Source organism: Chromobacterium fluminis, assembly GCF_011602385.1.
GTDB lineage: Bacteria > Pseudomonadota > Gammaproteobacteria > Burkholderiales > Chromobacteriaceae > Chromobacterium > Chromobacterium fluminis.
In genome coordinates, this window is record NZ_JAAOMA010000012.1 from 85,846 (window position 1) to 112,271 (window position 26,426).

Here is a 26,426-nt window from a genome sequence, read left to right on the forward strand (position 1 = left end):
TATTTAGTCTGACTGCGGTACAATACTACACAAAATCCAATACCATCAAGATTTTCTAATATTCAGAATGTGAATGCCATGAAATCCATCAAACCGGTGTTGTTGTTGATTCTCGACGGTTTTGGCCATCGCACTGAAGGCGATGACAACGCTATTCTTCATGCCTCGATGCCTAACTGGAATCGTCTGCGCCAGACCTTCCCCTACGGTACCATCAACGCCTCGGAAAACTTCGTCGGCCTGCCCTCCGGCCAGTTCGGCAATTCCGAAGTGGGCCACCTCAACATCGGCGCTGGCCGCGTGGTGCAACAGGACATCAGCCGCATAGACTGCGACATCGAAAACGGCCGCTTCGCCGCCAATCCCGCGCTGGTTTCCGCCATCGCCAAAGCCCAGGACTCGACGCTGCACATCATGGGCCTGCTGTCCGACGGCGGCGTTCACAGCCATGAAAACCATATTCACTCGCTGATCCGCGCGGCGCAGGCTTCCGGCGTCGCCCGCATCCGCGTGCATGCTTTCCTTGACGGCCGCGATACGCCGCCGCGCAGCGCCAAAACCTATCTGGAACGGCTGGACGCGGTGCTGGCCGAATGCCCGGCCGCGCGCCTGGCGTCCGTGACCGGCCGCTACTGGGCAATGGACCGCGACAAACGCTGGGAACGCGTGGAGCCGGCTTACCGCCTGCTGGTGGAAGGCGAAGGCCTGTTCCACGCCCGCAACGGCCTGGAAGCGCTGGAAGCGGCCTACGCTCGCGACGAGAACGACGAGTTCGTCAAAGCCACCGCCATCGGCGAAGCCGCCCCGATGCGTGACGGCGACGTCGTCGTATTCATGAACTTCCGCGCCGACCGCGCTCGCCAATTGGTCAGCGCGCTGACCGACCCTGCCTTCGACGGCTTCAAGGCCCGCCAGCCCAAGTTCGCCGACTTCGTCACCCTGACCTCCTACGGCGAAGCCTACAGCGGCCTGTCCATCGCCTACCCGCCGCAGAAGATCAGCAACGGCTTCGGCGAATACCTGGCCAGCCAGGGCCTGAAACAGCTGCGCATCGCCGAAACCGAGAAATACCCGCACGTCACCTATTTCTTCAACGGCGGCGAGGAGCAGGTCTATCCCGGCGAAGATCGCATCCTGGTGCCATCGCCCAAGGTGGCCACTTACGACCTGCAGCCAGAAATGAACGCAGGCGAAGTCACGGACAAAATCGTCGCCGCCATCGCCTCCGGCCAATACCAGGCCATCATCTGCAATTACGCAAATGGCGACATGGTGGGCCACAGCGGCATCTTCGACGCCGCGGTCAAGGCGGTGGAAGCGCTGGACGGCTGCGTCGGCCGCTGCGTGGAGGCGATGCGCGCCGCCGGCGGCGAAGTATTGATCACCGCCGACCACGGCAACTGCGAACAAATGTACGACGCCGAGCACCATCAGCCGCATACCCAGCACACCCTGAGCCCGGTGCCCTTCCTCTATGTCGGCCGTCCGGCCCGGATCCGCTCCGGCGGTTCGCTGCGCGACATCGCGCCGTCGCTGCTGGCGATGATGGGCCTGGAACAACCGGCGGAGATGAGCGGTCAATCGTTGATTGAATTCCGATAAGAATCTGTTCTAAAGTCTGCTGCGCTTCAGCAATACGGCGTTAAAAACACTTTCAGAATGCTCATGTACTCCTTGTACATTCCGCTTCTTCAAGCGTTTTCGCCTTGTCTCGCTCTTGCTCGCGAGACTTTAGAACAGACTCCAAGACCCGCCGCCGCCGGCTCCGCCGGCGTCATCGACCCAAGCGTGCCGCCCGCGGACGACGCGCTTGTTGGTCCGCGGCCCAAGCAGAAAGCATATTCCCGGCCATGAAACCCTATGTCCTGATGGCGGCCTTGATAGCCGGAGCCAGCCACGCCGCGCCTCCGGCCTCCGCCGCGCTGTCCACCGCCCCGCACCAGCAAGACCTCAAATCGGTGCGCAAGGAAATCGATACGCTGAAAAAAGACATCGCCCAAAAACAGGCGGTGCAAAAAGAGGCGCAATCGGCGATCAAGGAGTCGGAACAAGCCATTAGCCAAACCAACCAGGCGCTGGTGAAGCTGGAGAAAAAACAGAGCAGCTCCGAACAGCAGCTAGAGGCGCTGCGCGCCCAGATCAATGCCAGCCGCAACAGCCTGGCCGCGGTGCGCCAGCGCGTAGGCCAGATGCTGGCGCGCCAGTACAAGAGCGGCCAGCACGACGCGATGAAGCTGATGATGAACGCGAACGATCCCAATCAGAGCGCTCGCGACCTCGCCTACTATCAGCACATCGCCCGCGCCCAGCAGCAGCTGGTCGCCCAGTTGATCACCCACCAGCACGAGCTGGAGGCGCTGTCCTTCCAACTGGAACAGGAGCTGGCCCGCCTCAACTCGCTGTCGGACCGCAAGAGCCAGGAAAAGAGTTCGCTGCAGCAGGACAAAGCCAGCCAGCAGCAGGAGCTGAGCAAAGTCACCGGCGAAATCAAGTCAGGGCAAAGCAAGCTCAGCCAGCTGCAGGAAAACGAAAAGCGCCTGACCGGCCTGATCGCCCAGATCAATCGCGAAATCCAACGCCGCCGCGCGGAAATCGCGCGCAAGGCGGCGGAAGAACGCAAAGCCAAGCTGGCCGCCGCCCGCGAAGCGGCGCGCAAAGAGAACGAGCGCCGCCGCAAGCTGGCGGAAAACGCCAAGAAACAAGGCAAGCCTGTGCCGGAAGAAGCCAAGAAGACGGTCACGGTGAAAGAGGAAGCCATCACCGACGTGGCCGACGACAGCGCTGCCGGCCGCGCCTTTGTCAGCCTGCAGGGACGGATGAAAATGCCTGTGGCCGGACAATTGGTCGGCCGCTTCGGCAAACCCCGCCAGCAAGGCGTCAGCTGGAAAGGCCTGTTCATCCAGACCGCCAACGGTACACCGGTGCGCAGCGTAGCCGACGGCACCGTGGTGTTCGCCGATCAATTGCGCGGCTTTGGCAACGCCATTCTGATCGATCACGGCGGCAACTACATGACGGTCTATACCGGACTATCGGCCATAGGTAAATCCGTAGGCGGCAGCGTCAAGGCCGGCGACACGATCGGCAACACAGGAACACTGGACAGCGGCGAATCCGGCCTGTACTTTGAAATCCGACACATGGGACGCCCCCTAAACCCGCAAGCCTGGGCACGTTGAGCCAGGCAACGGAGACAGATAACAAACATGAGCAGCCAAAGAATGAAGAAGATTGCCTGGCTAGTGGCCGGCGCCATGGCCGGCGGCGTGCTGACGCTCAGCATGCAAGCCTTTGCCGACAAGGGCGAATCCCCGCTGCCGCTGAGCGAGCTGCGCACCTTCGCCGAAGTGTTTGGCCGCATCAAGCAGGACTACGTCGACCCGGTGGAAGACAAGAAGCTGATCACCGCGGCCATCAAGGGCATGCTGACCGGCCTGGACCCGCACTCCGACTACATGGACCCGGAAGCCTTCAAGGAACTCAAGGAAGGCACCCAGGGCGAATTCGGCGGCCTCGGTATTGAGATCGGCGCCGAGGACGGCTTGGTCAAGGTGGTGTCGCCCATCGAGGACACGCCGGCGCAGAAGGCCGGCATCAAGAGCGGCGACCTGATCATCAAGATCGACGACACCCCGGTGCGCGGCCTGTCCCTGACCGACGCGGTGAAGAAAATGCGCGGCAAGCCGGGCACCAAGGTCACGCTGACCATCGCCCGCAAGTCTGAAACCAAGCCCCTGGTGTTCACGCTGGCGCGCGCGGTGATCAAGACCAAGAGCGTCAAATACAAATTACTGGAGCCGGACTTCGGCTATGTGCGCATCACCCAGTTCCAAGAGCACACCTCCGAGGACCTGGCCGCCGGCGTGCAGGCGCTGTACAAGGCGAACAAGCAGGGGCTGAAAGGCCTGGTGCTGGATCTACGCGACGATCCGGGCGGCCTGCTCAACGGCGCGGTCGGCGTGTCCGCCGCCTTCTTGGCCAAGAACCAGTTGGTGGTCTACACCGAGGGCCGGACGCCGGACGCCAAGATGCGGCTGACCGCCAATCTGCAGAACTACGCCCGCCCCAACGGCAGCGACCCGCTGGCCCGGCTGCCGGTGGAAGCCCGCAACGTGCCCTTGGTCGTGCTGGTCAACGGCGGCTCCGCCTCGGCGTCGGAAATCGTCGCCGGCGCGCTGCAAGACCACAAGCGCGCGGTATTGGTGGGCACACAAACCTTCGGCAAGGGCTCGGTGCAATCCATCATGCCGCTGGGCAACGCCGGCGGCATCAAGCTGACTACCGCCCGCTACTTCACGCCGAACGGCCGCTCGATCCAGGCCAAGGGCATCGTGCCCGACGTGGTGGTGGAAGACGGCACGCTGACCGCGGCGGAGCAAGCCATCCGCGTGCGCGAAGCCGACCTGGAAAACCACTTGGCCAACCCCAACGGCGAGGAAAAGCCGGCGCCCAAGAGCAGCGCAAAACCCGCGCCTGCGTCTCAGCCCGCCCCCGCCAAGCCGGACGACGGCCAGGACAAGGCCAAGCCGGAAGAAAAGAGCCAGTTCGGTCCGCGCGATCCCAACCCCAAAAACGACAACCAACTGTCGCAGGCACTGAACATCCTCAAGGTACAACAGATCCTGCAGAAAAAAGGCAGTTGACCCCGCCTCCGCGGCTACAACGCGCCCCTGGTTTCGCCAGGGGCGTTTTTCATGCGCGCGCTATATTGTCCTCCTGCAAAACACCGTCATTCCTGCTACGCTATCCGGCTCAACCCTAGTTTTCCGGCCGGAGCCGCTGACCCCATGCTTACCCGCGAATTCGTGCTTTCCTTTCGCGAAGCCGCCCCCTATATCAACGCCTACCGCGGCAAGACCTTCGTGCTGGCCGTCAGCGGCGAAACCTTGCAGGACGGAGAATTCGCCAGCCTGGCCCAGGACATCAACCTCTTGGTCAGCCTGGGCGTGCGCATCGTACTGGTGCACGGCATCCGCCCGCAGATCGAGGGCCTGCTGAAACGACACGGCACCGCCCGCCTGTTCCACCGCGACCGCCGCGTCACCGACGCCGCCACCATGGACGTGGTCAAACAGGCCGCCGGCGCCACCCGCTTCGACATCGAGGCGATGCTGTCCATGGGCATGCCCAACTCGCCAATGCACGGCGCCCATCTGCGCGTGGCCGGCGGCAACTTCGTCACCGCACAGCCGCTGGGCGTGCTGGACGGCGTGGACATGCAATACACCGGCCAGGTGCGCCGGGCGGACGGCGCCGCCATCCGCGCCCGCCTCGACCACGGCGAACTGGTGCTGCTGTCCCCCATCGGCTATTCGCTGACCGGCGAGGCCTTCAATCTGACCATGGAAGAACTGGCCACCCACGTCGCCATCACCCTGAAGGCGGAAAAACTGATCTTCGTGATCGAGCAACGCGGCGTGATGCTGGACGAGGAACTGATCAGCACGCTGACCGCGCAGCAGGCCGAAGATCTGCTGGCTTCCGGCCGGCTGCAGGAAGACGTCAGCGCCTATCTGCCCTACGCCATCCGCGCCACCCGCGAAGGCATTCCCCGCGCCCACTTGATCAGCCGTCACGCCGACGGCGCCTTGCTGGTGGAACACTTCACCCGCGGCGGCAACGGCACCATGATCGCCCGAGACCCGCTGGTGCGAGTGCGCAACGCCAGCATCGAAGACATCGGCGACATCATCGGCCTGATCCAGCCGCTGGAAGAACAAGGCGTGCTGGTCAAGCGCAGCCGCGAACATCTGGAGGTAGAGATCGGCGAATATTCGGTGCTGGAACACGACGGCAAGATCTACGGTTGCGTGGCCATGCACTCCTTCCCCGATGCCGGCACCGCCGAGCTGGCCTGCCTGGCGGTGGCTCAGGACAAGCGCGACGGCGGCTTTGGCGAGATGCTGCTCAAACACGTGGAATACCAGGCGCGCACCCAAGGCCTGCAATCGCTGTTCGTGCTCACCACCCAGACCGCGCACTGGTTCGTCGAGCGCGGCTTCGCCGAGGCGGACAAGAGCGCGCTGCCGCTGGCGCGGCAGCAGTTCTACAACTATCAGCGCCGCTCCAAGGTTTTCGTCAAGGTCTTGTAAGTCTAGGGCCGCATCATGGTTGGAAGCGTTTCATCTCTGTGACACAATATTGAATTAACCTTTTTCCGATATTTTAAGGATTGCGCCATGAGCAGAACCGTCAATTGCGTCAAGCTGGGCCGCGAAGCCGAAGCCCTCGACTTCCCGCCGCTGCCGGGCGAACTGGGCAAGCGAGTGTTTGACAGCGTCTCCAAGGAAGCCTGGCAAGGCTGGTTGCGCTATCAAACCATGCTGATCAACGAAAACCGCTTGAGCCTGGCCGACGCCCGCGCCCGCCAGTATCTGGCCGCGCAGCTGGAAGCCTACTTCTTCGGCGACGGCGCCGACGCTCCCGCCGGCTACACTCCGCCGCAGAACTAATCACCATGCCCAGCCCTCCAAGCGAGGGCTTTATTTTTCCCCGAACTCTCCACCGTTGGCTTGAACCTCGTATGTCACACACGCAAGACCTGCTGATCAACCGCGAACTTGGCCTTCTCGAATTCAACCGCCGCGTGCTGGCACAGGCGGAAGACGCCAACCTGCCGCTGCTGGAACGGCTGAAATTCCTGTGCATCGTGTCCTCCAACATGGATGAGTTCTTCGAAGTGCGCGTGGCCTGGCTGCAGGAAACCGCCGAGGTCACGCCGGAGCGCATCCTGGCCGACGGCACCACGCCGGAGCAGGCGCTGGCCAAAGTGGCCACCGCCGCGCACCAACTGGTGCGCGATCAATACGCAGTGATGAGCGAAGTGCTGTTCCCGGCGCTGCGCGAGGAAAACATCATCTTCCTGCGCCGCAACGAATGGAGCCCGGCGCAGCAGCAATGGGTGAAGGACTTCTTCTTCCGCGAGTTGATGCCCATCCTGACCCCCATCGGCCTAGACCCGTCCCACCCCTTCCCCAAGGTGCTGAACAAGTCCTTGAACTTCGCGGTGGAACTGGAGGGGCGCGACGCCTTCGGCCGCGCCTCCGGCATCGCCATCGTCCAAGCGCCGCGCATCCTGCCGCGGGTGATCAAGCTGCCGGCGGACGTCAGCGACGGCCACCGCCACACCTTCGTCTTCCTGTCCTCCATCCTGCACTCCCATGTCCACGAGCTGTTCAGCGGCATGGCGGTCAAGGGCTGCTACCAGTTCCGAGTCACCCGCGACAGCGAACTGACGGTGGAAGACGAAGACGTGAAAAACCTGCGCACCGCCTTGCAAGGCGAGTTGCGCCAGCGCCAGTTCGGCGACGCGGTGCGGTTGGAAATCGCCGATACCTGCCCGTCGCATATGGAAGAATTCCTGCTGACCCAGTTCAACCTGAAGCCGCTCGACGTCTACCGCGTCAACGGCCCGGTCAACCTGGTGCGGCTGATGCAGGTGCCGGACCTGGTGGATAGGCCGGACCTGAAATTCACCCCCTTCATCCCCACGCTGCCCGAGATGCTGCGCAAGAAGACGCCGCTGTTCGACGCCATCCGCAAGGGCGACATCCTGCTGCACCACCCGTTCCAGAGCTTCCAGCCGGTGATAGACATGCTGACGCTGGCCGCGTCCGATCCGCACGTGGTGGCCATCAAGATGACGGTGTATCGCACCGGCACCGACTCGGTGCTGATGGAATCGCTAATCGCCGCCGCCCGCGCCGGCAAGCAGGTGACCGTGGTGGTGGAGCTGATGGCGCGCTTCGACGAAGAAGCCAATATCGGCTGGGCCAGCCGGCTGGAAGACGCCGGCGCCCACGTGGTCTACGGCGTGATCGGCTACAAGGTGCACGCCAAGATGCTGATGGTGGTGCGCCGCGAGGAACACGGCCTGCGCCGCTACGTGCACTTGGGCACCGGCAACTACCACCCGCGCACCGCCCGCCTCTACACCGACTTCGGCCTGCTGACCTGCAATGAGCAGATCGCCAGCGACGTCAACGACATCTTCGTGCAGCTCACCGGCCTGGGCCGCGCCAGCCAGCTCAAGCTGCTGTTCCAGAGCCCGTTTACGCTGCACAGCATGGTGATGGAGGCGATAGACCGCGAAATCGCCCACGCCCAGGCCGGCAAACCGGCGCAGATCATCGCCAAGATGAACGCCTTGCTGGAAAGCCAGGTGATCCACGCGCTGTACCGAGCCAGCCAGGCCGGCGTCAAGATCCAGCTGATCGTGCGCGGCGTCTGCGCGCTGCGGCCCGGCGTGCCGGGGCTGTCCGAGAATATCAGCGTGCGCTCCATCGTCGGCCGCTTCCTGGAGCACCCGCGCGTGTTCTACTTCCACAACGACCGCAAAGAAGACCTGCTGATCGCCAGCGCCGATTGGATGGGCCGCAACTTCTTCCGCCGCATCGAAACCTGCGTGCCCATCATCGACGCCAAGCTCAAGCGCCGGGTGATCAAGGAGGCGTTGCGCCTCTACCTGGACGACAACGTCAACGCCTGGGACATGCAGCCGGACGGCAGCTACAAGCGCCGCACCTCCCGCGGCAAGCCGCATTGCGCGCAATTGCAGCTGCTGGAAGAATACACCCGCTGACACCCGGCCCGCGGCCACGCCGCGGGCGCATTCCCCCGCAAGGACAACCATGGAAATCGCCGGCTACAGTCTCGCCGCCCTGCTTATCGTCGCCGGTCTGGCCGGCACCATGCTGCCCATCATCCCCGGCTTGCCGCTGATGTTCGGCGGCCTACTGCTGGCCGCCTGGCTGGACAACTTCAACCACCTGGGCGCGATCAGCCTGATCATCATGGCCCTGCTCACCGCGCTGGGCCTGGTCATAGATTTCTTCGCCGGCCTGCTCGGCGCCAAGGCCAGCGGCGCCAGCAGCCAGGCGCTGTGGGGCGCCTTTATAGGCGGCATCGTCGGCATGTTCTTTGGCCTGGCGGGCGTGCTGCTCGGTCCGCTGGTCGGCGCCGTCATCGGCGAGTTCATCGCTCGCAAGGACGCCTTTCAAGCAGGCAAGGTCGGCATCGGCACCTTCATCGGCTTCATCGTCGGCGCGGTGGCCAAGGTGGCCTGCGCTTTCGCCATGCTGGCCACGGCGGCGCTGGCGCTACTGTTCTAGCGGCCGCGCGGCTGGCCTAAACCGGGGGATTTGGTAGAATCCCGGTTTATCCCCTTCAATCCAGCGTGAATACCGATGGCACAATATGTAATGTCCATGCTCCGCGTGAGCAAGATCGTTCCGCCCAAGCGCCAGATCATCAAGGACATCTCCCTGTCCTTCTTCCCCGGCGCCAAGATCGGCCTGCTGGGCCTGAACGGCGCCGGTAAATCCACCGTGCTGCGCATCATGGCCGGCGCGGACAAAGAATACGAAGGCGAGGTGCAACACCTGGCCGGCGTCAAGATCGGCTACCTGCCGCAGGAACCGCAGCTGGACCCCGAAAAAACCGTGCGCGAGGAAGTGGAAAGCGGCATGGGCGACGTGATGGGCGCGCAAAAGCGCCTGGAAGAGGTCTACGCCGCCTACGCCGACGCGGACGCCGACTTCGACGCGCTGGCCGAAGAACAGGCCAAGCTGGAAGCCATCATCGCCGCCGGCGCCAACGACAACGTAGAACACCAGCTGGAAATCGCCGCCGACGCGCTGCGCCTGCCGCCGTGGGACGCCAAGATCGCCCCGCTGTCCGGCGGCGAGAAGCGCCGCGTAGCGCTGTGCAAGCTGCTGCTGTCCAAACCCGACATGCTGCTGCTGGACGAACCCACCAACCACCTGGACGCGGAATCGGTGGAATGGCTGGAGCAATTCCTGGTGCGCTTCCCCGGCACCGTGGTGGCCGTCACTCACGACCGCTACTTCCTGGACAACGCCGCCGAATGGATTCTGGAGCTGGACCGCGGCGAAGGCATCCCGTGGAAAGGCAATTACTCCAGCTGGCTGGAGCAGAAGGAAGCCCGCCTGGCGCAGGAATCCAAGAGCGAAGGCGCGCGCATGAAGGCGATGAAACAGGAACTGGAATGGGTGCGCCAGAACCCGAAAGGCCGCCAGGCCAAGTCCAAGGCGCGTCTGGCCCGCTTCGAGGAACTGTCCAGCTACGAAACCCAGAAGCGCAACGAGACTCAGGAAATCTTCATCCCGGTGGCCGAGCGCCTGGGCAATGAGGTGATCGAGTTCAACGGCGTGTCCAAGGGCTTTGGCGACCGTCTGCTGATCGACAACCTCAGCTTCAAGGCCCCGCCGGGCGCCATCGTCGGCATCATCGGCCCCAACGGCGCCGGTAAATCGACGCTGTTCAAGATGATAGCCGGCAAGGAACAGCCGGACAGCGGCGAGGTCAAGATCGGCCAAACCGTGCAGATGGCCTTCGTCGAGCAGACCCGCGAAGGCCTGGACGGCGACAAGACCGTGTTCGAGGACGTAGCTGCCGGCGCCGACATTCTCACCGTCGGCAAATTCGAAATGTCCAGCCGCGCCTACCTCGGCCGCTTCAACTTCAAGGGCGCCGACCAGCAGAAGAAAGTGGGCATGCTCTCCGGCGGCGAACGCGGCCGCCTGCACCTGGCCAAGACCCTGCTCCAGGGCGGCAATGTGCTGCTGCTGGACGAACCGTCCAACGACCTGGACGTGGAAACCCTGCGCGCGCTGGAAGACGCGCTGCTGGAATACGCGGGCACCGTGTTCGTGATCTCCCACGACCGCTGGTTCCTGGACCGTATTGCCACGCACATCCTGGCGGCGGAAGGCGAATCGCAATGGACCTTCTTTGACGGCAACTATCAGGAATACGAGGCCGACAAGAAGAAACGCCTGGGCGAGGAAGCCGCCAAGCCCAAGCGTATCCGCTACAAGCCGATCAGCCGCTAAAACAAAGCCCGGGTTCTCCGGGCTTTTTTCATGCGCTCACAGCGTCTTCAGCCGTCCGCGGAACTCATCCAGCCGCTGGTAGCCCTTGGCCTGCATGATCGCGGCCAGCTCCGCCTCGATGCGGTCAAAGGCGCTGACGCCCTCCTCGTGCAGGCAGGTTCCCACCTGCACCGCGGTGGCGCCGGCCAGGATGTGCATGAAAGCCTCGGCCCCGCTCTTCACCCCGCCGCAGCCGATCACCTGCTTGTCGGCCAGCAACACGGCGAACTCGCGCACATTGGCCAGCGCCGTCGGCAACACATAATCGCCGCCCAGCCCGCCCAAACCGCCCTTGGGCTTGATCACCGCGGACTCGCTGTCCAGATCTATCACCAGGCCGTTGCCCACCGAGTTGATACAGGTGACGAAGCGCAGCAGCGGGAAGGCGTTCAACACCGCGGCCATGGCGGCGAAGTGCGCCGGATCGAAATACGGCGGCAGCTTGACGCCGAACGGCCGCGCGTATGCCCGGCTGATCGCCTCCAGGGCCTCGGCGCTGGCGGCGAAGTCATAGCCCAGCTGCGGCTTGCCCGGCAGATTGGGACAGGACAGGTTCACCTCGGGCAGGCAAGGCAGCTTGAGCGCCGCCAGCTCGGCCAGGATGGTTAGGGTGTCGTCCAGCGTCATGCCGGACACGGACAGGAACAAGGGCTTGGCGTCCTCGTAAGCCTGAGCGTAGTCCAGGTAATAGCGGTAGCCCTCGTTGGGCAGGCCCATGGAATTGATGCTGCCCAGCGCGGTACGTCGGTATCGCGGCTCGGGATTGCCGGCGCGCGGTTCCAGCGTGCAGCTCTTGGTCACCACCGCGCCGGCGGCGGAACGGCGCACCAGCTCCAGTTCCTCCCGCGTGCGGCAATAGACGCCGGAAGCATTGAACAAGGGGCTGGACATCTTCATGCCCAACCAGGAAACGGATAGATCCAGCGACATCGCGCCCTCCGGCGAATTCATCTACCGGCGATGATAGACGGAGACGGTCCCGGCCATGCTGCGCCATGTCAAAACCCGCGCGGCCGCCGCAAAACAAACGGCCGCCCGAAAGGCGGCCGTCTCAAGGTCAAAATAGCCTGGCTTACATTTGCGACTGAATATAGTTCTGTTCGCCCACCATATCGATCAGGCGCAGCTGCTGCTCCAGCCAGTGCGCGTGATCGTTCTCGGTCTCTTCCAGCAACACCATCAGTTCCTGACGCGTCACATAGTCCTTCACGCTCTCGCAGTGGGCCACCACTTTTTTCAGCAAATCGCCGACGCGGTACTCCACTTCCAGATCGCTGGCCAGCATCGCCCGCACATTCTCGCCCACCACGATGGGCACGCGCTTGGCCACATTGGGCTTGCCTTGCAGGAATAAAGTGCGCGCGATCAGCACCCGCGCGTGCGACAGCTCGTCCTCGCGCTCATGGTCGATGCGCTCGAACAGCTTGTGCAGGCCGAAGTCCTTGTACATCTCGGCGTGGATGAAATACTGGTCCGCGGCGGACAGCTCTTCCGCCAGCAGTTCGTTCAGCAACTCGATGGTTTTGGGATCACCTTGCATAACGACCTCTTGTTGTTGTAGTTCAATGACGCCGGCCATCCGCCGGCGCGAACGGAATTCGCGAACCATTCATTCTAAGCCCTCAAGGCCACAGATGCACGCTGGCTTGATAAAACGCGAACGACAACAGCCAGGCCAGGCCCACCGACCACGCCACCGACATCGCGGTATAGGACTTGCTGCGCGACTCGCGGTACATCGCCGCCACCGTGGACAGGCAAGGCACGTAGATCAAGGTGAAGATCAGGAAGCTCATCGCTGAACGCCAGTCCAGATGTTGCAGCAAGACAGCGCCCAGACCTGCCTCCGACACCCCGTAGATCACAGCCAGGCTGCCCAACAGGATTTCCTTGGCGATGAAGCCGAACAGCAAGGCCGCCGCCAGCTCGTGGCGAATGCCTATCGGGTCCAGCACCGGAGCCAGCAGGCTGCCCAAGGCGTCGGCCAGCGTCTTGCCGTCGCCGGCCGGCACATGGGTCAGCAACCAAACCAACACCACCCCCAACAGGATGAAACTGGAAGCCAGTTGCAAAAAGGCCCGCACCTCCCCCACCGCCCGGCTCAGCAAATGGCTCAAGCCGGGCAGCCGGTACGGCGGCACTTCCAGCAAGAAGGCTTCGCCGCCGGCGTAACGACGCTTGAACACCCAGGCGGTGAACACCGCGACGGCGAAGCTCATCAGATAAAGCCCCATCAGCACCCACGGCGCTTGCGCCGCCGTGAACAGCAGCCCGGCGAAGAACACCACCACTTGCAGCCGCGCCGAGCACAGCGAAAACGGAATCACCAGCATGGTCAGCAGCCGCTGCTTGCGCTCGCGCATCACCCGGGTGCCCATGATGGCCGGCACATTGCAGCCAAAACCCATCAACTGCATCACGAAGCCGCGGCCGTCCAGCCCCAGCCGGGCCATAAAGGCATCGGTCAGATAGGCGGCGCGCGCCAGATAGCCGGAGTCCTCCACCATCGCCATCAGGACGAAGAACACCAACAAGATGGGCGCGAAGGTCAGCACCGTCGACACGCCCTGCCAGATCCCGTCCAGCGCCAGGCTCTGCACAATCTCAGGCAAAGGCGCGAGCAAGGGCGCCAGCGCCTGCTCCTTGACCCAGTCCAGTCCGGCGCCGGCCAGCTCCTGCAAAGGCGTGCCGATCTGATAAGTCAGGTTGAACAACAGCGCCATCAGCGCGAAGAACAGCGGCAAGCCCAGCCATGGATGCATCAGCCAGTGGTCGATCTTCTCGGTCAGCCGCGCTGGCAGCATAGCCGGCAAGGCCCAGCAGCCGTCCAGCAAGCGTTTGGCCTCCGCCATCGCCGCCTGGGTGTCCGGAACCGCGTCCAGCCTCGCTCTCGCGGCCGGAGCCCCATTGTTGGCCAGTCGGTTCAAACTCGCCATCAGCGGCGGCCAGCCTTGCATATGCCTGGCCGACACCAGCGATACCGGCGCGCCCAGACGTTCCGATAAACACTCCACATCCAGGCTCACGCCCAGCCCCTTGGCCTCGTCCGCCATATTCAACACCACTTGGCAGTTGAGACCGCTGGCCAGCACCTGCAAGGCCAGCGGCAATTGCCGGTCCAGCTGGCTGGCGTTGAGCACCAGGATGGCGCCATCGAAAGCGCTGGCCAGCAACACGTCGCGCACCACCGCCTCGTCGTCGGAATAGCCGGTCAAATCATTGACGCCGGGCAAATCCACCAACTCCACCATGTGGCCACCCAACAACAAACGCGCGCTGCTCAGTTCTATGGTCAGGCCCGGCCAATTGCCGACACGCTGCGACATGCCGGTCAGACGGTTGAACAAAGTGGACTTGCCGGTGTTCGGCAAGCCGATCAGGGCGAAACGCTTCATACCGCCACCCTCGCCACGATGAAGCGCGCCAGACTGCGCCGCAACAGGAAGCGGGTGGCGCCGACATCCAGCAACAAAGGCCCGCCCAAGGGCGCCGCCCGACGCAAATAAAAACGGCAGCCCGGCTCCAGGCCAAAGGCGGCGACGCGACGCATGGCCTCTTCGGCCAGCTCCAGACGGTCGACCACGCCGTGGCGGCCGGCGGGAAATACATCCAAAGTCAACATGATGATCCGATCAAGAACGAGAATGGTTTGCATTAGTATATCCAGCCAAACCACGTCGAATATCGGCAAACCACGGCAATTCCCGCTCTGCTTGACCTGCATCAATAGCATTGTCCTATCCGGATCCGCCTTGGATTATCGATAGCCGCCCACAGCGCTTGCGGTTAAAATCGCGGACAATCAATCGATAAGCTACGGGCCAAAGACAATGAGCATCAAATCGGACAAATGGATTCGCCGGATGGCGGCCGAGTACAATATGATAGAACCCTTCGAGGCCAACCAGATCAAGATGGTGGATGGCCAGAAGGTGATCTCCTACGGCACCTCCAGCTACGGTTACGACATCCGCTGCGCCGACGAATTCAAGGTGTTCACCAATATCAACAGCACCATCGTCGACCCGAAAAACTTCGACCCCAACTCCTTCGTGGAAGTCTCCGGCAAGGGCTATTGCATCATTCCGCCCAACAGCTTCGCGCTGGCTCGCACCGTGGAATATTTCCGCATCCCGCGCTCGGTGTTGACCGTATGCCTGGGCAAGTCCACTTACGCCCGTTGCGGCATCATCGTCAACGTCACTCCGTTCGAGCCGGAATGGGAAGGCTATGTGACCCTGGAGTTCTCCAACACCACGCCGCTGCCGGCCAAAATCTACGCCAACGAGGGCGTAGCCCAGGTCTTGTTCTTCGAATCCGATGAAGTCTGCGACGTGTCCTACAGAGACCGCGCCGGCAAATACATGGGCCAGGTGGGCGTGACGCTGCCGCGTCCCTGAATCGCTTCCCGCCTGCAAAAAAGGGATGGCCTGGCCATCCCTTTGTCATTTAAACCACGCCAAATCCGTCCTCGCAATTTCACCTTAATGTTCTAGGATAAACAGAGGGTTAGCTGACTTTCCCGGTTGGTCGGCCCTTGTACAGCAATTGATTTCTTCTTGGGGCGTAGCGGTTCCCCCTTGCCGTTGCGCCCCTTTTTTTATGTCTCTGCTCAATTGCTCTTCTTCCGGTTTCTTGCCATGATCTTCGCTTTGGCGAAGAGCGAAAATATGCCGGACATATATGATTTTTCCATTGAGACTTTAAACGGGCAGACCCTGCCGCTGGCGAGCTATCGCGGCAAAGTGCTATTGCTGGTCAACACCGCCAGCGAGTGCGGCTTCACCGCGCAATTAGGCGGCCTGGAACAGCTGTACCAGCGCTACCGCGAGCAAGGCCTGGAGATCATCGGCTTCCCCTGCAATCAGTTCGGCGGCCAGGAGCCTGGGGACGCCGCCGCCATAGGCCAGTTCTGTCAGAAGAATTTCGGGGTCAGCTTCGCGCTATCCGCCAAGATCGACGTCAACGGCGCCGACGCGCATCCGCTCTGGCGTCATCTCGTCGCCGCCAAACCCGGCTTGCTGGGCAGCCGGCGCATCAAATGGAATTTCACCAAATTCCTGGTGGACGGCGAAGGGCGCATCCGCAAGCGTTTCGCCCCCTACGTCAAACCAGCGGCGCTGGAGCGCGCCATCGAGAGCCTGCTGCGAACGCAGAAGCACTAGACTCCCTAGCAACAGCTCAGCTCAATTCGCCGGACAGATAGAACCAGCGGCCGTCCTCGCGCGCAAAGCGACTACGCTCGCGCATGCGCTCGGCCTTGCCGCTCACCTTGTAGCGCGCGGCGAACTCCACCACGCCCTCGGCGTCGGCCTCGCCGCCGGCCTCCGTCGCCAGCACCTCCAGACCCAGCCATTTGACCACGCCTGCGTCCGCGGCCAGGTCCAGCGCCGGCGGCCGGGTGCTTGGATGCCAGCTCGCCAGCAGATACGCCTCGTCGCCGCGCGCGTAAGCGGTATAGCGCGAACGCATCAAGGCTTCCGCCGTGGGCGCCGGTTCGCCGCCTTCGCTCAGATAACGACCGCAACAGGCAGCGTAAGCGCCGCCCAGCCCGCAGGGACAGCCAGCCTCGTCCGGCTTGACTTTCTTGCCCATGTTCAAGCCCCCAGGGCCGGCAAGCCGTACAGTTTGAGCAGGAAGTTAGTGAACGCAGGATCCGCCGGCTTGGGATTCATCTTGGGCCACCGCCTCATCCATTCCCTCAGACGCTCGTCCATCTTGGCTCGGAACGTGTCCTGATCGATGCGGCCCGCCTCGCGCTCTACCGTCAGATAACGGTACATGGCAAAGGTGTTGTCGTCGATGGGGTTGGACCCCACCGCCTTGAGCCGAAATGCGCCCAACTGATCCGCGGCGGCCAGCCTAGTCAACTCGCCGCTCTTGACCTTGTCCGCCAGGCGGTTGGCCTCCCGCAACAAGGCGTCCGACTTGGCGCTGGACGCCGGAGCCGTCTGCTGCCGGCTCTTGGCCGGAGAGGAAGGATGCGAACTGATGGGCGCGCCCAGTTGTTGCAACGCGCTGCAGGCGGACAAGCTCAGAGCCATGGCGGCCCACAAGAAAAGACGTTTCATGCCGGGTATTCTACTCCTGTCCTGATTCGGCGCCGCGCGGCGCGTTCTGCTGCGACCGCCTCGCCAACGCCAATGTTCCGCCTCGCCAATGCAAAACAGCCTGACAAACGGATCTGTCAGGCTGTTTTACGTTCTTGCCACGAGGCCGCGGCACGCTTATTCCGCGGCGTCGCCAGCGGGTTCGGCCGGAGCCACCGCAGCCGGGACCGGAGCCGGCTTGGGCGCGGACATTTGTTCCGCCGCCTTTTTCTCTTCCGCGCTCACTTCGCCCACCGGTTTGTTGGCCAGATCGAAACGCTTGCCGCCGCGCGCCAGAGACTTGACGTAGCGCGGCTTGCGACAGTGATTGGCCACCACGCGGGAGATCAGCGTCGAGTCGAACTGCGGCAAGGCCGCGATCAGGCTCTCATGGATGCCCAAGGCCAGCGGACGAAACTGGCGGAAAACGTCGAACTTGCTGTAGACATGATCCGCGATCATCTCGGTCTGCTTTTTCTTGGACAGACTTTGTACAGCGGACTTAAGTGCAGCACCGAGTGCCGTTTCAGTATTTGGCTTCATGAACTTCTATCTAGATCCATTGATGCAAAAGCAGCGCATGCTGCCTAATCAAGCGAAGCGCTGCAACCAGTCGCCCGGCCAGCTTGACAGCCAACCAAAAAATGACGACATCGTAATCAGGCTTGACCAACACGCGCAGACAAGACGTCTGCGCGTCGTGAAAACCGCCGATCATGGCGGGCGTCCGGGAGCCGGACCCAGGCGGCGCGTCCTGCCGGAACGGGGGGTGCGGCTCCCACACCCATCGGCCCGCCCTGCTTGCCGACGGCGAAGCCAACTTGACGGCAATGGATGAAAGCGCCAAACGGAACCCTCCGGGCGCTCCATAGCCGGGCAGGCGCTCACGAGGGTGGGAGAGTACTAAGTAATGCCCCTTTATGTCCAGCACTTGACGCCAATTGCGGCGTTTCCACCCCTATCCGTCTTTCTTTTGCCACTTTCGCCGCGCCAAGCCCGCCTCCCGGCCTCAAACACGCCCTATGTGGCTCATAGGCAGGTGGCGGGAAAGCGGCGGTTCAAGCTGTCCCAATCCGTCGCCGCGTCCGGGCCGGCGCTGGCCACCACGCAGGCCGCCAGCCGATTGCCCAGATCCACCGCGTAATGCAGCGGCCAGCCGCTGGACAAGCCGGCCAACAAACCGGCGCAATGCGCATCGCCCGCGCCTATGGTGTCCACCACCGAGACCTGGTAGCCAGGCAGATGCCATGGCTCGTCGGTGCCCGGGCAGACCCAGGCGCCGTCCTGGCCCAAGCGGCAGATCAGCGTCAGTTGGTAGTCCTTGGCAAAACGCTGCGCCGCCGCCACCGGATCGCCCTCGCCGCACAATAGGGCGATCTCATCCCGGTTCAACGTCAATAAGGTTTCCGTGCCGCTCAGGCTGGACAGAAACGCCGGCTCCAGCAAGGCGACGCGCGGACCGGGATCGATCACCCGCAACTGTTCCGACGGCAAGGCCAACAGCCAGGCGCGCAGCGCCCGCCCGCCTTCTCCCGCCAGTTCATAGCCGTTGGCGTACACCAAGCCGTCGGCGGGCAAGGACAGTGCGTCCAGTTGCTCGCGGCTCCATTCCCCTTCGCAACCGGTGATGGAGATGAAGCTACGCTCTCCGCTAGGCTCCACCATGGCCACGCACCAGCCGTTGTCGCGATTCGCGTTGCGCAACAGCACCGGTAGGCCCAACTCCCGCATCGCCCCGTCTATCGCCGCGCCCCAGGGTCCGTTGCCCACCGGCATGCCGTTGATCACAGGGGCGTTCAACTGACACAGCGCCCTCGCCACATTGAAGGCGCAGCCGCCGATTTGGCGCTCCTGCTGCAAGGCCTCTACATCGCCGCCGCTTCGCGGCAGTTCCGGGAGGGTCAGCACCACATCTCCCACAGCGCCGCCCAAAGCCAGGATCGCCTTGGTCGGATGATAACTTGGACACGGAATGGTCATGCGCGTCGCTCCTTCAGCAACAGATACAACCCATAAGCCAGCAAGCTGGTTCCAAAAGACACAAACAATCCAAGGCTGGAATCCGCGAAGACCCCCACCGCCAACGGACCGTCGATAAAGCCGGTCTTGCTCACCAGCAGGCCGCAGGCCGCGCCCAGCAGCCAACACAACAACGGCCCGCCGCGGAAGGCCTGCCGCCCATCGCCGGACAAGGCCGCATCGTCATAGCCTTGGCGATGACGCAGCAGCAGGTAATCCAGTACAAACACCGCCTCCCAGGCCGCCAGGAACACGCCGCAGAACAGCAGGAAGGAAATGAAGGGTCCCAGGAAATCGCTGGAGACGAATAAAACGTAAGCGGCGATCGCCAACACGATCAGCGCATTGATGGAAACCGCCTGCGCCTGCCTGACCTTGACGCCGATGGTCAGCAAATTGAGGCTGGCCGAATACAGGCTGAGCACAGCCATGGTCACAATGCCCGCGGTCGCGGTCAGCAGATAGGGCACCGCCATCCAGGCCGGCAGCACCGCGCCTATCTTGGCGATGGGATTGGCCGCGCTGGCCAGGTCCGGAATCTGCGCCGACAGCAGCACGCCGGTGAAGATGAGTAGCATCAAGGGCAGCGACGCCCCCACCATCACCGCCCCGAAAATACCGCCGTTGGACGAGCCGGACCGCTGGTAACGACTGTAGTCCGCGCCGGCGATCGCCCAACTAATGCCGGTGCCCGCGGCGATCACCGACACCGCCGGCCAAAAGCCGGTCAGCCAGTCGCCGTCCGGCCGCGCCATGATGGCGCCCCAGTTCGCAGTCGACGCCACGTACAGGATCACCACCAGGGTCATGCTGCCGAAAATCCGGCTCAACCAGCTTTGCATCCACACCACGGTGGCCTGTCCCAGCAAGCTGACCACGATGGTCAAGCCGATGAACAAGAACAAACAGACCGCGGTCAGCAGGCGGCTCTCCGCCATGCCCAGCGCCTGGCACAGCGCCGCCAGCGTCAAGGCGCCGGTCACCACGTTGACTGCCTCCCACCCCATCAAGTTGAACCAGCTGAAGGCGGTGGGCGCAGCGTTGCCGTGCAGTCCAAAGATGGCCCGCGACAAAGTCAGCGTGGAAGTGCGGCCGCGCCGGCCGGCGATGCTGGTCACCCCCACCAGGGCGAAACTGGCCACCCCTAGCGCCGCGGCCAGCAAAGACTGAAAGAAGGACAGCCCGAAGCTGGTGACGATGCCGCCGTAAACCACGCCCAAAATGCCGATATTGGCCGCCAGCCACACCCAGAACAACTCAATGGGCCGGCCCTTGCACTCATGTTCCGGCACCAGGTCTATGCCTGCGCTCTCGAGTCGCCAGCCCTCTGCTGCTTGTACATCGCTCATTTGCTCACCCCCTAAATCGCAATGCGCTCAAAGCCCGCGCGTAAGATTCGAAATCAACGCCATTCACCTTCCGGATGCGCTCCCGCCATTCGACGGGCAAGGCGTCCACGCCTCGCAAGGCGCCGCATACCGCGGTGGCCATCGCGCCTATGGTGTCGGTGTCGCCGCCCAGATTGGCCGCCAGCACCGCGCAACGGCGCGGGTCGCCTTGCGCGCAATCCACCAAAGCCAAGGCGGTCGGCACCGACTCTATCGTGTCCATGCCGGCCCCCAGCGTGCGGTACAGCTCGGCCACCACGGCCGCATCGTCCCGGCCCCGCAAACGCGCCGCGACCTCGAAGCCCCAATCCAAGCGCCGGCTCAGCAAAGGGCTGAAAGAGGTAACGCGCTCCAGCTGCGCCTGCTCGGCGACTTCGGGCAGTTCAGCCTTGATGCAAGGCCAATCCGCCCCTTCCACCGCTCGCGACACCGCCCAAGCGATAGCCGCGGCGCCGGCCACTGCGATATCGGACTGGTGGGTGGGGCTGCAGCTTAGCCGCACCGCATGAATAAAGGCCTCGCGGTTCGCGCTGGGCAATAAGCAGCCCAGCGGAGCCACCCGCATCGCCGCGCCGTTGGTGACGCCGTTGGCGCCCAGCGAGTCGATGGGCTGGCCGGACAAAATCGCTCTCAGCGCAGCCTTCGAACTGGGTCCCAGGATGTTCTTGTTGAAGGCGTCGACACCCTCGGCCCAAGCGATGATGTTGGCGGCAATGCGCTCCGGTTCCACCGTGCCGTCCGCGGCGATCAAGGCGTCCATCAAGGCAATGGCTTGCTGAGTGTCGTCGGTGAACTCGCCGGCGACAAACTCGGAAGCGGCAAAGTTCTCGGCGGGGCCGGGCAGAAAGTCGTCGATCCAGCCAAAGAACGTCTGCACCTGTCGTTGCGGCCACAGCTCGGAAGGCATGCCCATGGCATCTCCCGTCGCCTGCCCATACAGAGCCCCAAGAATGGACTGGTAGCACTTGCTAATCATTGTCAAACCACTTCTCTCCGCCAGGATGCCAACACCGGAGCCCGTTTACGATCTGCTGCGCGTCGTGAAGCGTGACACAGTGAGTACACCTTCAAATTGCTCATGTACCACTTGTACATTCCGCTTTCTCAGCCGTTTTCGCCTTGTCTCGCCTTAGCTCGCGAGATCGTAAACACGTTCTAAGGACTCCGATTGGCATCGTATGATAAGTCCAATACAAATCCAATAGTACATAACCATACTATTGATCAGGAGAGCATGCCAAAAAGCTTGAACCGCTCTCCCCATACCTTCCGGCATTGATTTAGACTGGAACGCGCATGCACAGGAGCTTTCATACAATATGAGCGATATTCTGGAATGCCTGCTCGCCAGCCTACGGCAGCCTGGCGCTGCGCCGCGCTATCTGCTGATCGCCGGCGCGCTGGAACAGGCCATCCGCCAGCACCAGCTGCCCGAAGGGGCCTTCCTGCCGACTGAGCGGCAGATGGCGGAAAAACTGGGACTGTCGCGCGTCACTATCAGCAAGGCGATGGCGGAACTGGAACGCAAGCGGCTGATCACCCGTCAGCAAGGCCAAGGAACACGCGTCGCGCAGGCTTTCCGCTACTCGCTCAACGACAGCGGAGGCTTCACCGAGCAGGTGCTGCGCAACGGCGGCAGCGTGGCCAATCAGTGGCTGTTGCGGCGGCGAGAAAGCGCGCCGGCCGCCATCGCCAGCCTGCTGCGCCTGCCTGTCGGCGCGGACATTGCCAAACTTCGTCGCCTGCGTCTGATGGACGGCACGCCGGCGGCGCTGGAAACCACCTATATCCCGCTGGCCTACCTGCCAGAACCGGAAGGTCTGGAGCACTCGCTATACCAATGGTGGGAACGCCATGGCGTCGAAATCGGTCGCAAGACCTTCCGTCTGGCCTCCTGTGCGGCGGATCAGGACAGCGCCGCCCTATTGCATGTGCAGGCCGGCACGCCGCTGCTGCGCATCCAGCAGACCAGCTTGAACGCGGCGGAGCAGGTATTGGAATTCAGCGAGGTACTGTGCCGCAGCGATCTCTATGAATTCGAGGTGCAGCTTTAAGAGAAGCCGAAAAAAACCCGCTCAGCGCCAGGCTGTGCGGGTCGTTTTCGTCTCGCGGACGGTTTTGCCGTCGTGGTGCCCCGGGCCGGAATCGAACCGGCACGACCGAAGTCGAGGGATTTTAAGTCCCTTGTGTCTACCAATTTCACCACCGGGGCGGGCAAAGAGACGGCGATTTTATCCCAGAGCCGGACTGCTGGCAAACAGGGATGGAGATCAAGGCCATGGCACGCCGCCGCGGAGGACTGCGGGCTTGATCCCGATCCGGGAGAAAGAGGAGAAACCACGCTGAGCTTGGCGATTACGGGTGCGGACTGAACAAAGCAAAAGCCCCGCAAGTCTTTGACTTACGGGGCTTTAACTGGAGGCGGGGGTCGGAATCGAACCGGCGTAGACGGATTTGCAATCCGCTGCATAACCACTTTGCTACCCCGCCGTTACCGGCGAACCGTCAGCTTACGCTGACCGTTATGAATTTGGAGCGGGAAACGAGGCTCGAACTCGCGACCTCAACCTTGGCAAGGTTGCGCTCTACCAACTGAGCTATTCCCGCAGGGGTACGGCACCAACAACAAGCATTATGGATGGAGCGGGAAACGAGGCTCGAACTCGCGACCTCAACCTTGGCAAGGTTGCGCTCTACCAACTGAGCTATTCCCGCGTCGCACAATGCTATTGCAGAAGTTCTGGAGCGGGAAACGAGGCTCGAACTCGCGACCTCAACCTTGGCAAGGTTGCGCTCTACCAACTGAGCTATTCCCGCGTCGCATAACGCTATTGCAGAGGATTTGGAGCGGGAAACGAGGCTCGAACTCGCGACCTCAACCTTGGCAAGGTTGCGCTCTACCAACTGAGCTATTCCCGCATTCAAAACTGCTGCAATACTTCTGCTTTCTCTTCGCTACTGCTGGAGCAGCGCTGAGAGATGCGAATTATAAGGATTTATCAGGCACTGTCAACACTTCAAACATCAATTTTTTTCCCGGAAAACTCCTTGGCGGCCATCCTTAGGTAATAAACCATTGACCACAAAGTCAAAATCACCGCCACCACCATGAAAGCATTACCCAAAATTAATGTCGAAACCCCCGGCAGCAGCGGACCGGCATACAGCAACAACAGAATCGCCACCATTTGCGCAGCGGTTTTCAACTTGCCGATATAGGCCACCGCCACGCTTTTGCGGGTGCCCATCTCCGCCATCCATTCCCGCAGCGCGGAGATGGCGATCTCCCTGCCGATGATGATCATCGCCATCCAGCCCTCAGTGCGCCCCATCTGCACCAGCAGGATCAAGGCCGCGGCGACGATCAGCTTGTCCGCCACCGGATCCAGGAAAGCGCCGAAGGCCGAGGTCTGGCCCAGTTTGCGCGCCAGGTAGCCGTCCAGCCAATCGGTGATCGCCGCCAAGGCGAAGATGGCGGCGCCTACCTGGTTGCGGCTTTCCAGCAGCAGCACGGAATCCGGCAAAAAGAAGACCGCTACGCAGATGGGGATCAGGGCAACCCTGAGCCAGGTTAGGAATATCGGCAAATTGAAGGGCATCGGTGTCAGTAATCTTATTGTTTGCGGCTCGGTCAAAAACTGCGCGTTCGCCCCAAGCCACAACGGGACGCACAGCGATGGTTACAGTGTATAAACGATGGCGCGCCGGCAATCAATGCAGCGCGTTGTAAATCTTCTCCGCCAGCGTGCGACTGATGCCGTCCACCTGGGCCAGGTCGTCCATGCTGGCGGCGGCCACGCCGCGCAGGCCGCCAAAGCGCATCAGCAGCTGTTGCCGGCGCTTGGCCCCCACGCCCGGAATCTCCTCCAACGTGGATGCGGTGCGCGCCTTGGCGCGCCGCGCGCGGTGGCCGGTAATGGCGAAACGGTGAGCCTCGTCTCGCACCGTCTGGATCAAATGCAGCGCGGGGTGGTCCTGCCGCAGCTGCAAGCTCTTGTCCAGATACGGCAGGATCAACGTCTCCAGACCCGGCTTGCGCTCCTCGCCCTTGGCGATGCCGACGATGGGCAGGTTCAGTCCGATTTCGGCGAACACCTCCAAAGCCACGCCCACCTGCCCCTTGCCGCCGTCGATGAACACCGCGTCCGGCAACTTGCCCTCGCCCGCCGCCAGCTTGCCGTAGCGACGTGACAACACTTCGCGCATCGCGGCGTAATCGTCGCCGGGCTTGGCGGTTTCAATATTGTAGCGCCGGTATTCGCCTGGCTGCATCGCGCCCTTGTCGTAGATCACGCAGGAAGCCACCGTGGCTTCGCCCATGGTGTGGCTGATGTCGAAGCATTCGAAGCGGCCGGCGCCCTCCAGCTCCAATACCTCGTTGAGCTGGACCAGCCGCTGGTTCTGAGTGGCTTTGCTGTTGGCCCGCTGCATGATGGCCAGCGCGGCGTTCTTTTCCGCCATTTCCAGCCACATACGTCGTTCGCCTATGGGGTTGCTGGCGATGGCCAGCTTGCGCTCGGCCTGCCGCTCCAAGTGTTGGCGCAAGGTATCGGAAATTTCGCCGTTGATGATGATGGCCGGCGGCAAAGGCGCGCCCAGATAATGCTGGGTCAGGAAGGCCTCCAGGCTGTCCGCCAGTTCGCCCTCCTCGCCGCTGACCGGGAAAAAGCTTTTGTCGCCCAAATGACGGCCACCGCGAATCATCACCAGATTGACGCAAAGCATGCCTTCTTGCTGCACCGCGGCCACCACGTCGCAATCCTGCTGGCTGGAGTTGCTGGAAACGAACTGCTTCTCCTGCACCCGCGCCAGCGCCTGAATCTGGTCTCGCAGCTCCGCTGCCTGCTCGAACTCCATCGCCTCGGCCGCAGCCATCATGCGCTGGGTCAAGCCGTCGATCAGCTCGCTCTGGCGGCCTTGCAGGAAGGCCACCGCGCTGGCCACGTCGCGCGCGTAGTCTTCCTTGGAGATATGGTCGACGCAAGGCCCGGAACAGCGCTTGATCTGATACAGCAAACAGGGACGGGAACGATTGGCGAACACCGCGTCTTCGCAGGTGCGCAGCCGGAACACTTTTTGCAGGATCTGGATGCTCTCGCGCACCGCGTAGCCGTTGGGATACGGGCCGAAGTACTGGTTCGGACGCTTGGGATCGCCGCGGTAATAGGCCATCTGCGGGAACGCGTGACCGGTCAGCATCAGATAGGGATAGGACTTGTCGTCGCGGAACAGAATGTTGTAACGCGGCGTCAGCGCCTTGATCAGATTGTTTTCCAGGATCAGCGCTTCCGCCTCGGAGCGCGTAACCGTGGTTTCAATATCGGCGATCTGGCGCACCATCAGCTGGATGCGCGGCGATTGGTCGTTCTTCTGAAAGTAGGAACTGACCCGCCGCTTCAAATCTATGGCTTTGCCGACATAAAGCACGCCGCCCGACGCGTCGAGCATTCGATACACGCCGGGCAGATTGGGTAGGGAAACCAATACCGCTTTGTAGTCAAAAACCGTTTTCGCCACTTATTTTCCACACCAGATCTGCACATTGGCCTGCGCCTGGGCGATCAGCTCATTACGCTGGGCGTCGGTGGCCAGCGCATTGGAGCCCGGCATGCGGATGCGGCTATTGGTCTGCACCGAAGCCAGTTGATTGCGGGCGTTCTGGCAATTCTGCTCGCGGATCTTGGCGTTGGCCTCCGCGACCTTGGCGTTCTCCGCGGCGATCTTGGCGTTCTCCCCGCTCGCGTCCTTGCCCGCGTCCTTCTTGCTTTCCTTGGCCGGAGCCGAGGCCGGCGCCGGCGCGCGCGTATTCATGCGGCGGGCGTTGACGCTGGGCGGCGGCTGATCCGAGTACACGGTTTTTCCGGCCTCGTCCTTCCATACATAGACTTCCGCGCTGGCGGCGGAGGAGCCCAGCAAAGCCAGCAAAAAGGTCCATACTAAGGTTGACTTCATCATCGACTCCCTGACCCGAATTGCGCTGCAGATACTCAAATTGTAAGGCCTGCGCGGCCGGCCGGCAAAAAGGTAACAGGGTTGCG

General features: G+C 62.5%; 24 protein-coding genes and 6 tRNA genes. 11 read left to right on the plus strand and 19 right to left on the minus strand.

Annotation, left to right across the window (positions count from 1 at the left end; translation table 11 throughout):
* The first annotated feature begins 78 nt into the window (after nucleotides 1–78).
* The 8 genes from gpmI to ettA all read left to right on the plus strand — a co-directional run bounded on the left by gpmI (nucleotide 79) and on the right by ettA (nucleotide 10,853).
* Entirely contained in the window at nucleotides 79–1,602 is a 1,524-nt protein-coding gene (gpmI, locus tag HA052_RS10480; RefSeq protein ID WP_166451892.1) for a 2,3-bisphosphoglycerate-independent phosphoglycerate mutase, read from the plus strand.
* 248 nt (nucleotides 1,603–1,850) lie between these two features.
* Nucleotides 1,851–3,179, plus strand: a complete 1,329-nt coding sequence (locus HA052_RS10485; protein WP_081547251.1) for a murein hydrolase activator EnvC family protein — start codon at nucleotides 1,851–1,853, stop codon at nucleotides 3,177–3,179.
* Between the two features lie 27 nt (nucleotides 3,180–3,206).
* Complete coding sequence (locus tag HA052_RS10490; RefSeq protein ID WP_240937333.1) at nucleotides 3,207–4,643, plus strand: S41 family peptidase; 1,437 nt, start codon at nucleotides 3,207–3,209, stop codon at nucleotides 4,641–4,643.
* A gap of 144 nt (nucleotides 4,644–4,787) precedes the next feature.
* The gene (argA, locus tag HA052_RS10495; RefSeq protein ID WP_166451893.1) at nucleotides 4,788–6,092 is read left to right on the plus strand and encodes an amino-acid N-acetyltransferase; all 1,305 of its coding nucleotides are present in this window, start codon (nucleotides 4,788–4,790) and stop codon (nucleotides 6,090–6,092) included.
* Between the two features lie 87 nt (nucleotides 6,093–6,179).
* Nucleotides 6,180–6,452 (plus strand): oxidative damage protection protein, encoded by a 273-nt coding sequence (locus HA052_RS10500; protein WP_048412547.1) that lies wholly within the window; start codon nucleotides 6,180–6,182, stop codon nucleotides 6,450–6,452.
* 71 nt (nucleotides 6,453–6,523) lie between these two features.
* Nucleotides 6,524–8,581: a polyphosphate kinase 1 gene (ppk1, locus tag HA052_RS10505; protein ID WP_166451894.1), complete on the plus strand. Its 2,058-nt coding sequence runs from the start codon at nucleotides 6,524–6,526 to the stop codon at nucleotides 8,579–8,581.
* 49 nt (nucleotides 8,582–8,630) lie between these two features.
* A complete protein-coding gene (locus HA052_RS10510) occupies nucleotides 8,631–9,110 on the plus strand; it encodes a DUF456 domain-containing protein (protein ID WP_019100492.1) in 480 nt (159 codons plus the stop codon).
* A gap of 75 nt (nucleotides 9,111–9,185) precedes the next feature.
* Nucleotides 9,186–10,853, plus strand: coding sequence for an energy-dependent translational throttle protein EttA (gene ettA, locus HA052_RS10515; RefSeq protein ID WP_166451895.1), 1,668 nt, complete (start codon nucleotides 9,186–9,188; stop codon nucleotides 10,851–10,853).
* A gap of 36 nt (nucleotides 10,854–10,889) precedes the next feature.
* Here the strand turns inward: ettA and HA052_RS10520 are convergent, their stop codons facing one another.
* From HA052_RS10520 to HA052_RS10535, 4 genes are all read right to left on the minus strand, one after another.
* On the minus strand, nucleotides 10,890–11,822 hold the full coding sequence (locus tag HA052_RS10520) for a dihydroorotate oxidase (RefSeq protein WP_166451896.1): 933 nt from the start codon (nucleotides 11,820–11,822) through the stop codon (nucleotides 10,890–10,892).
* A 142-nt stretch (nucleotides 11,823–11,964) separates the two neighbouring features.
* Complete coding sequence (gene bfr / locus HA052_RS10525) at nucleotides 11,965–12,432, minus strand: bacterioferritin (protein ID WP_081551044.1); 468 nt, start codon at nucleotides 12,430–12,432, stop codon at nucleotides 11,965–11,967.
* An 82-nt stretch (nucleotides 12,433–12,514) separates the two neighbouring features.
* Nucleotides 12,515–14,287, minus strand: coding sequence for a ferrous iron transport protein B (gene feoB, locus HA052_RS10530; protein ID WP_166451897.1), 1,773 nt, complete (start codon nucleotides 14,285–14,287; stop codon nucleotides 12,515–12,517).
* Nucleotides 14,284–14,547 (minus strand): FeoA family protein, encoded by a 264-nt coding sequence (locus HA052_RS10535; RefSeq protein ID WP_166451898.1) that lies wholly within the window; start codon nucleotides 14,545–14,547, stop codon nucleotides 14,284–14,286. The genes feoB and HA052_RS10535 overlap by 4 nt, the downstream gene beginning before the upstream one ends.
* Before the next feature lie 175 nt (nucleotides 14,548–14,722).
* Between HA052_RS10535 and dcd the strand changes: the two genes are divergently transcribed.
* Together dcd and HA052_RS10545 are read left to right on the plus strand one after the other, a co-directional pair.
* Nucleotides 14,723–15,292 carry a dCTP deaminase gene (gene dcd / locus HA052_RS10540; RefSeq protein WP_166451899.1) on the plus strand — a complete coding sequence of 190 codons (570 nt, stop codon included), beginning with the start codon at nucleotides 14,723–14,725 and terminating at the stop codon, nucleotides 15,290–15,292.
* 270 nt (nucleotides 15,293–15,562) lie between these two features.
* Nucleotides 15,563–16,057: a glutathione peroxidase gene (locus HA052_RS10545; protein WP_166451900.1), complete on the plus strand. Its 495-nt coding sequence runs from the start codon at nucleotides 15,563–15,565 to the stop codon at nucleotides 16,055–16,057.
* A 16-nt stretch (nucleotides 16,058–16,073) separates the two neighbouring features.
* Here the strand turns inward: HA052_RS10545 and HA052_RS10550 are convergent, their stop codons facing one another.
* The 6 genes from HA052_RS10550 to HA052_RS10575 all read right to left on the minus strand — a co-directional run bounded on the left by HA052_RS10550 (nucleotide 16,074) and on the right by HA052_RS10575 (nucleotide 21,364).
* Complete coding sequence (locus HA052_RS10550) at nucleotides 16,074–16,487, minus strand: YchJ family protein (protein WP_166451901.1); 414 nt, start codon at nucleotides 16,485–16,487, stop codon at nucleotides 16,074–16,076.
* Nucleotides 16,488–16,489: 2 nt separating this feature from the next.
* Nucleotides 16,490–16,963 (minus strand): putative periplasmic lipoprotein, encoded by a 474-nt coding sequence (locus tag HA052_RS10555; protein WP_166451902.1) that lies wholly within the window; start codon nucleotides 16,961–16,963, stop codon nucleotides 16,490–16,492.
* A gap of 156 nt (nucleotides 16,964–17,119) precedes the next feature.
* Complete coding sequence (locus tag HA052_RS10560) at nucleotides 17,120–17,524, minus strand: ProQ/FINO family protein (protein WP_081551016.1); 405 nt, start codon at nucleotides 17,522–17,524, stop codon at nucleotides 17,120–17,122.
* A gap of 486 nt (nucleotides 17,525–18,010) precedes the next feature.
* A complete protein-coding gene (locus tag HA052_RS10565) occupies nucleotides 18,011–18,961 on the minus strand; it encodes a PfkB family carbohydrate kinase (protein WP_166451903.1) in 951 nt (316 codons plus the stop codon).
* The gene (locus tag HA052_RS10570; RefSeq protein WP_166451904.1) at nucleotides 18,958–20,349 is read right to left on the minus strand and encodes a purine-cytosine permease family protein; all 1,392 of its coding nucleotides are present in this window, start codon (nucleotides 20,347–20,349) and stop codon (nucleotides 18,958–18,960) included. The genes HA052_RS10565 and HA052_RS10570 overlap by 4 nt, the downstream gene beginning before the upstream one ends.
* Nucleotides 20,350–20,353: 4 nt before the next feature.
* Nucleotides 20,354–21,364, minus strand: a complete 1,011-nt coding sequence (locus HA052_RS10575; RefSeq protein WP_166451905.1) for an ADP-ribosylglycohydrolase family protein — start codon at nucleotides 21,362–21,364, stop codon at nucleotides 20,354–20,356.
* A gap of 343 nt (nucleotides 21,365–21,707) precedes the next feature.
* Here HA052_RS10575 and HA052_RS10580 point away from each other — a divergent pair, with 343 nt between their 5' ends.
* Nucleotides 21,708–22,442 carry a GntR family transcriptional regulator gene (locus tag HA052_RS10580; protein WP_166451906.1) on the plus strand — a complete coding sequence of 245 codons (735 nt, stop codon included), beginning with the start codon at nucleotides 21,708–21,710 and terminating at the stop codon, nucleotides 22,440–22,442.
* 73 nt (nucleotides 22,443–22,515) lie between these two features.
* Here the strand turns inward: HA052_RS10580 and HA052_RS10585 are convergent.
* The 9 genes from HA052_RS10585 to HA052_RS10625 form a co-directional block, all read right to left on the minus strand.
* Nucleotides 22,516–22,600: transfer RNA gene (locus HA052_RS10585), tRNA-Leu, on the minus strand.
* A gap of 204 nt (nucleotides 22,601–22,804) precedes the next feature.
* Nucleotides 22,805–22,878: transfer RNA gene (locus tag HA052_RS10590), tRNA-Cys, on the minus strand.
* 41 nt (nucleotides 22,879–22,919) lie between these two features.
* A tRNA-Gly gene (locus HA052_RS10595) sits at nucleotides 22,920–22,995 on the minus strand.
* Between the two features lie 32 nt (nucleotides 22,996–23,027).
* Nucleotides 23,028–23,103: transfer RNA gene (locus HA052_RS10600), tRNA-Gly, on the minus strand.
* Nucleotides 23,104–23,129: 26 nt separating this feature from the next.
* Nucleotides 23,130–23,205: transfer RNA gene (locus HA052_RS10605), tRNA-Gly, on the minus strand.
* A 26-nt stretch (nucleotides 23,206–23,231) separates the two neighbouring features.
* Nucleotides 23,232–23,307 (minus strand) — tRNA-Gly (locus HA052_RS10610).
* Nucleotides 23,308–23,405: 98 nt separating this feature from the next.
* Complete coding sequence (pgsA, locus tag HA052_RS10615) at nucleotides 23,406–23,987, minus strand: CDP-diacylglycerol--glycerol-3-phosphate 3-phosphatidyltransferase (RefSeq protein WP_107798479.1); 582 nt, start codon at nucleotides 23,985–23,987, stop codon at nucleotides 23,406–23,408.
* A gap of 112 nt (nucleotides 23,988–24,099) precedes the next feature.
* On the minus strand, nucleotides 24,100–25,905 hold the full coding sequence (uvrC, locus tag HA052_RS10620; RefSeq protein WP_081551129.1) for an excinuclease ABC subunit UvrC: 1,806 nt from the start codon (nucleotides 25,903–25,905) through the stop codon (nucleotides 24,100–24,102).
* Nucleotides 25,906–26,340: a DUF4124 domain-containing protein gene (locus HA052_RS10625; protein ID WP_166451907.1), complete on the minus strand. Its 435-nt coding sequence runs from the start codon at nucleotides 26,338–26,340 to the stop codon at nucleotides 25,906–25,908.
* Nucleotides 26,341–26,426: the final 86 nt, after the last annotated feature.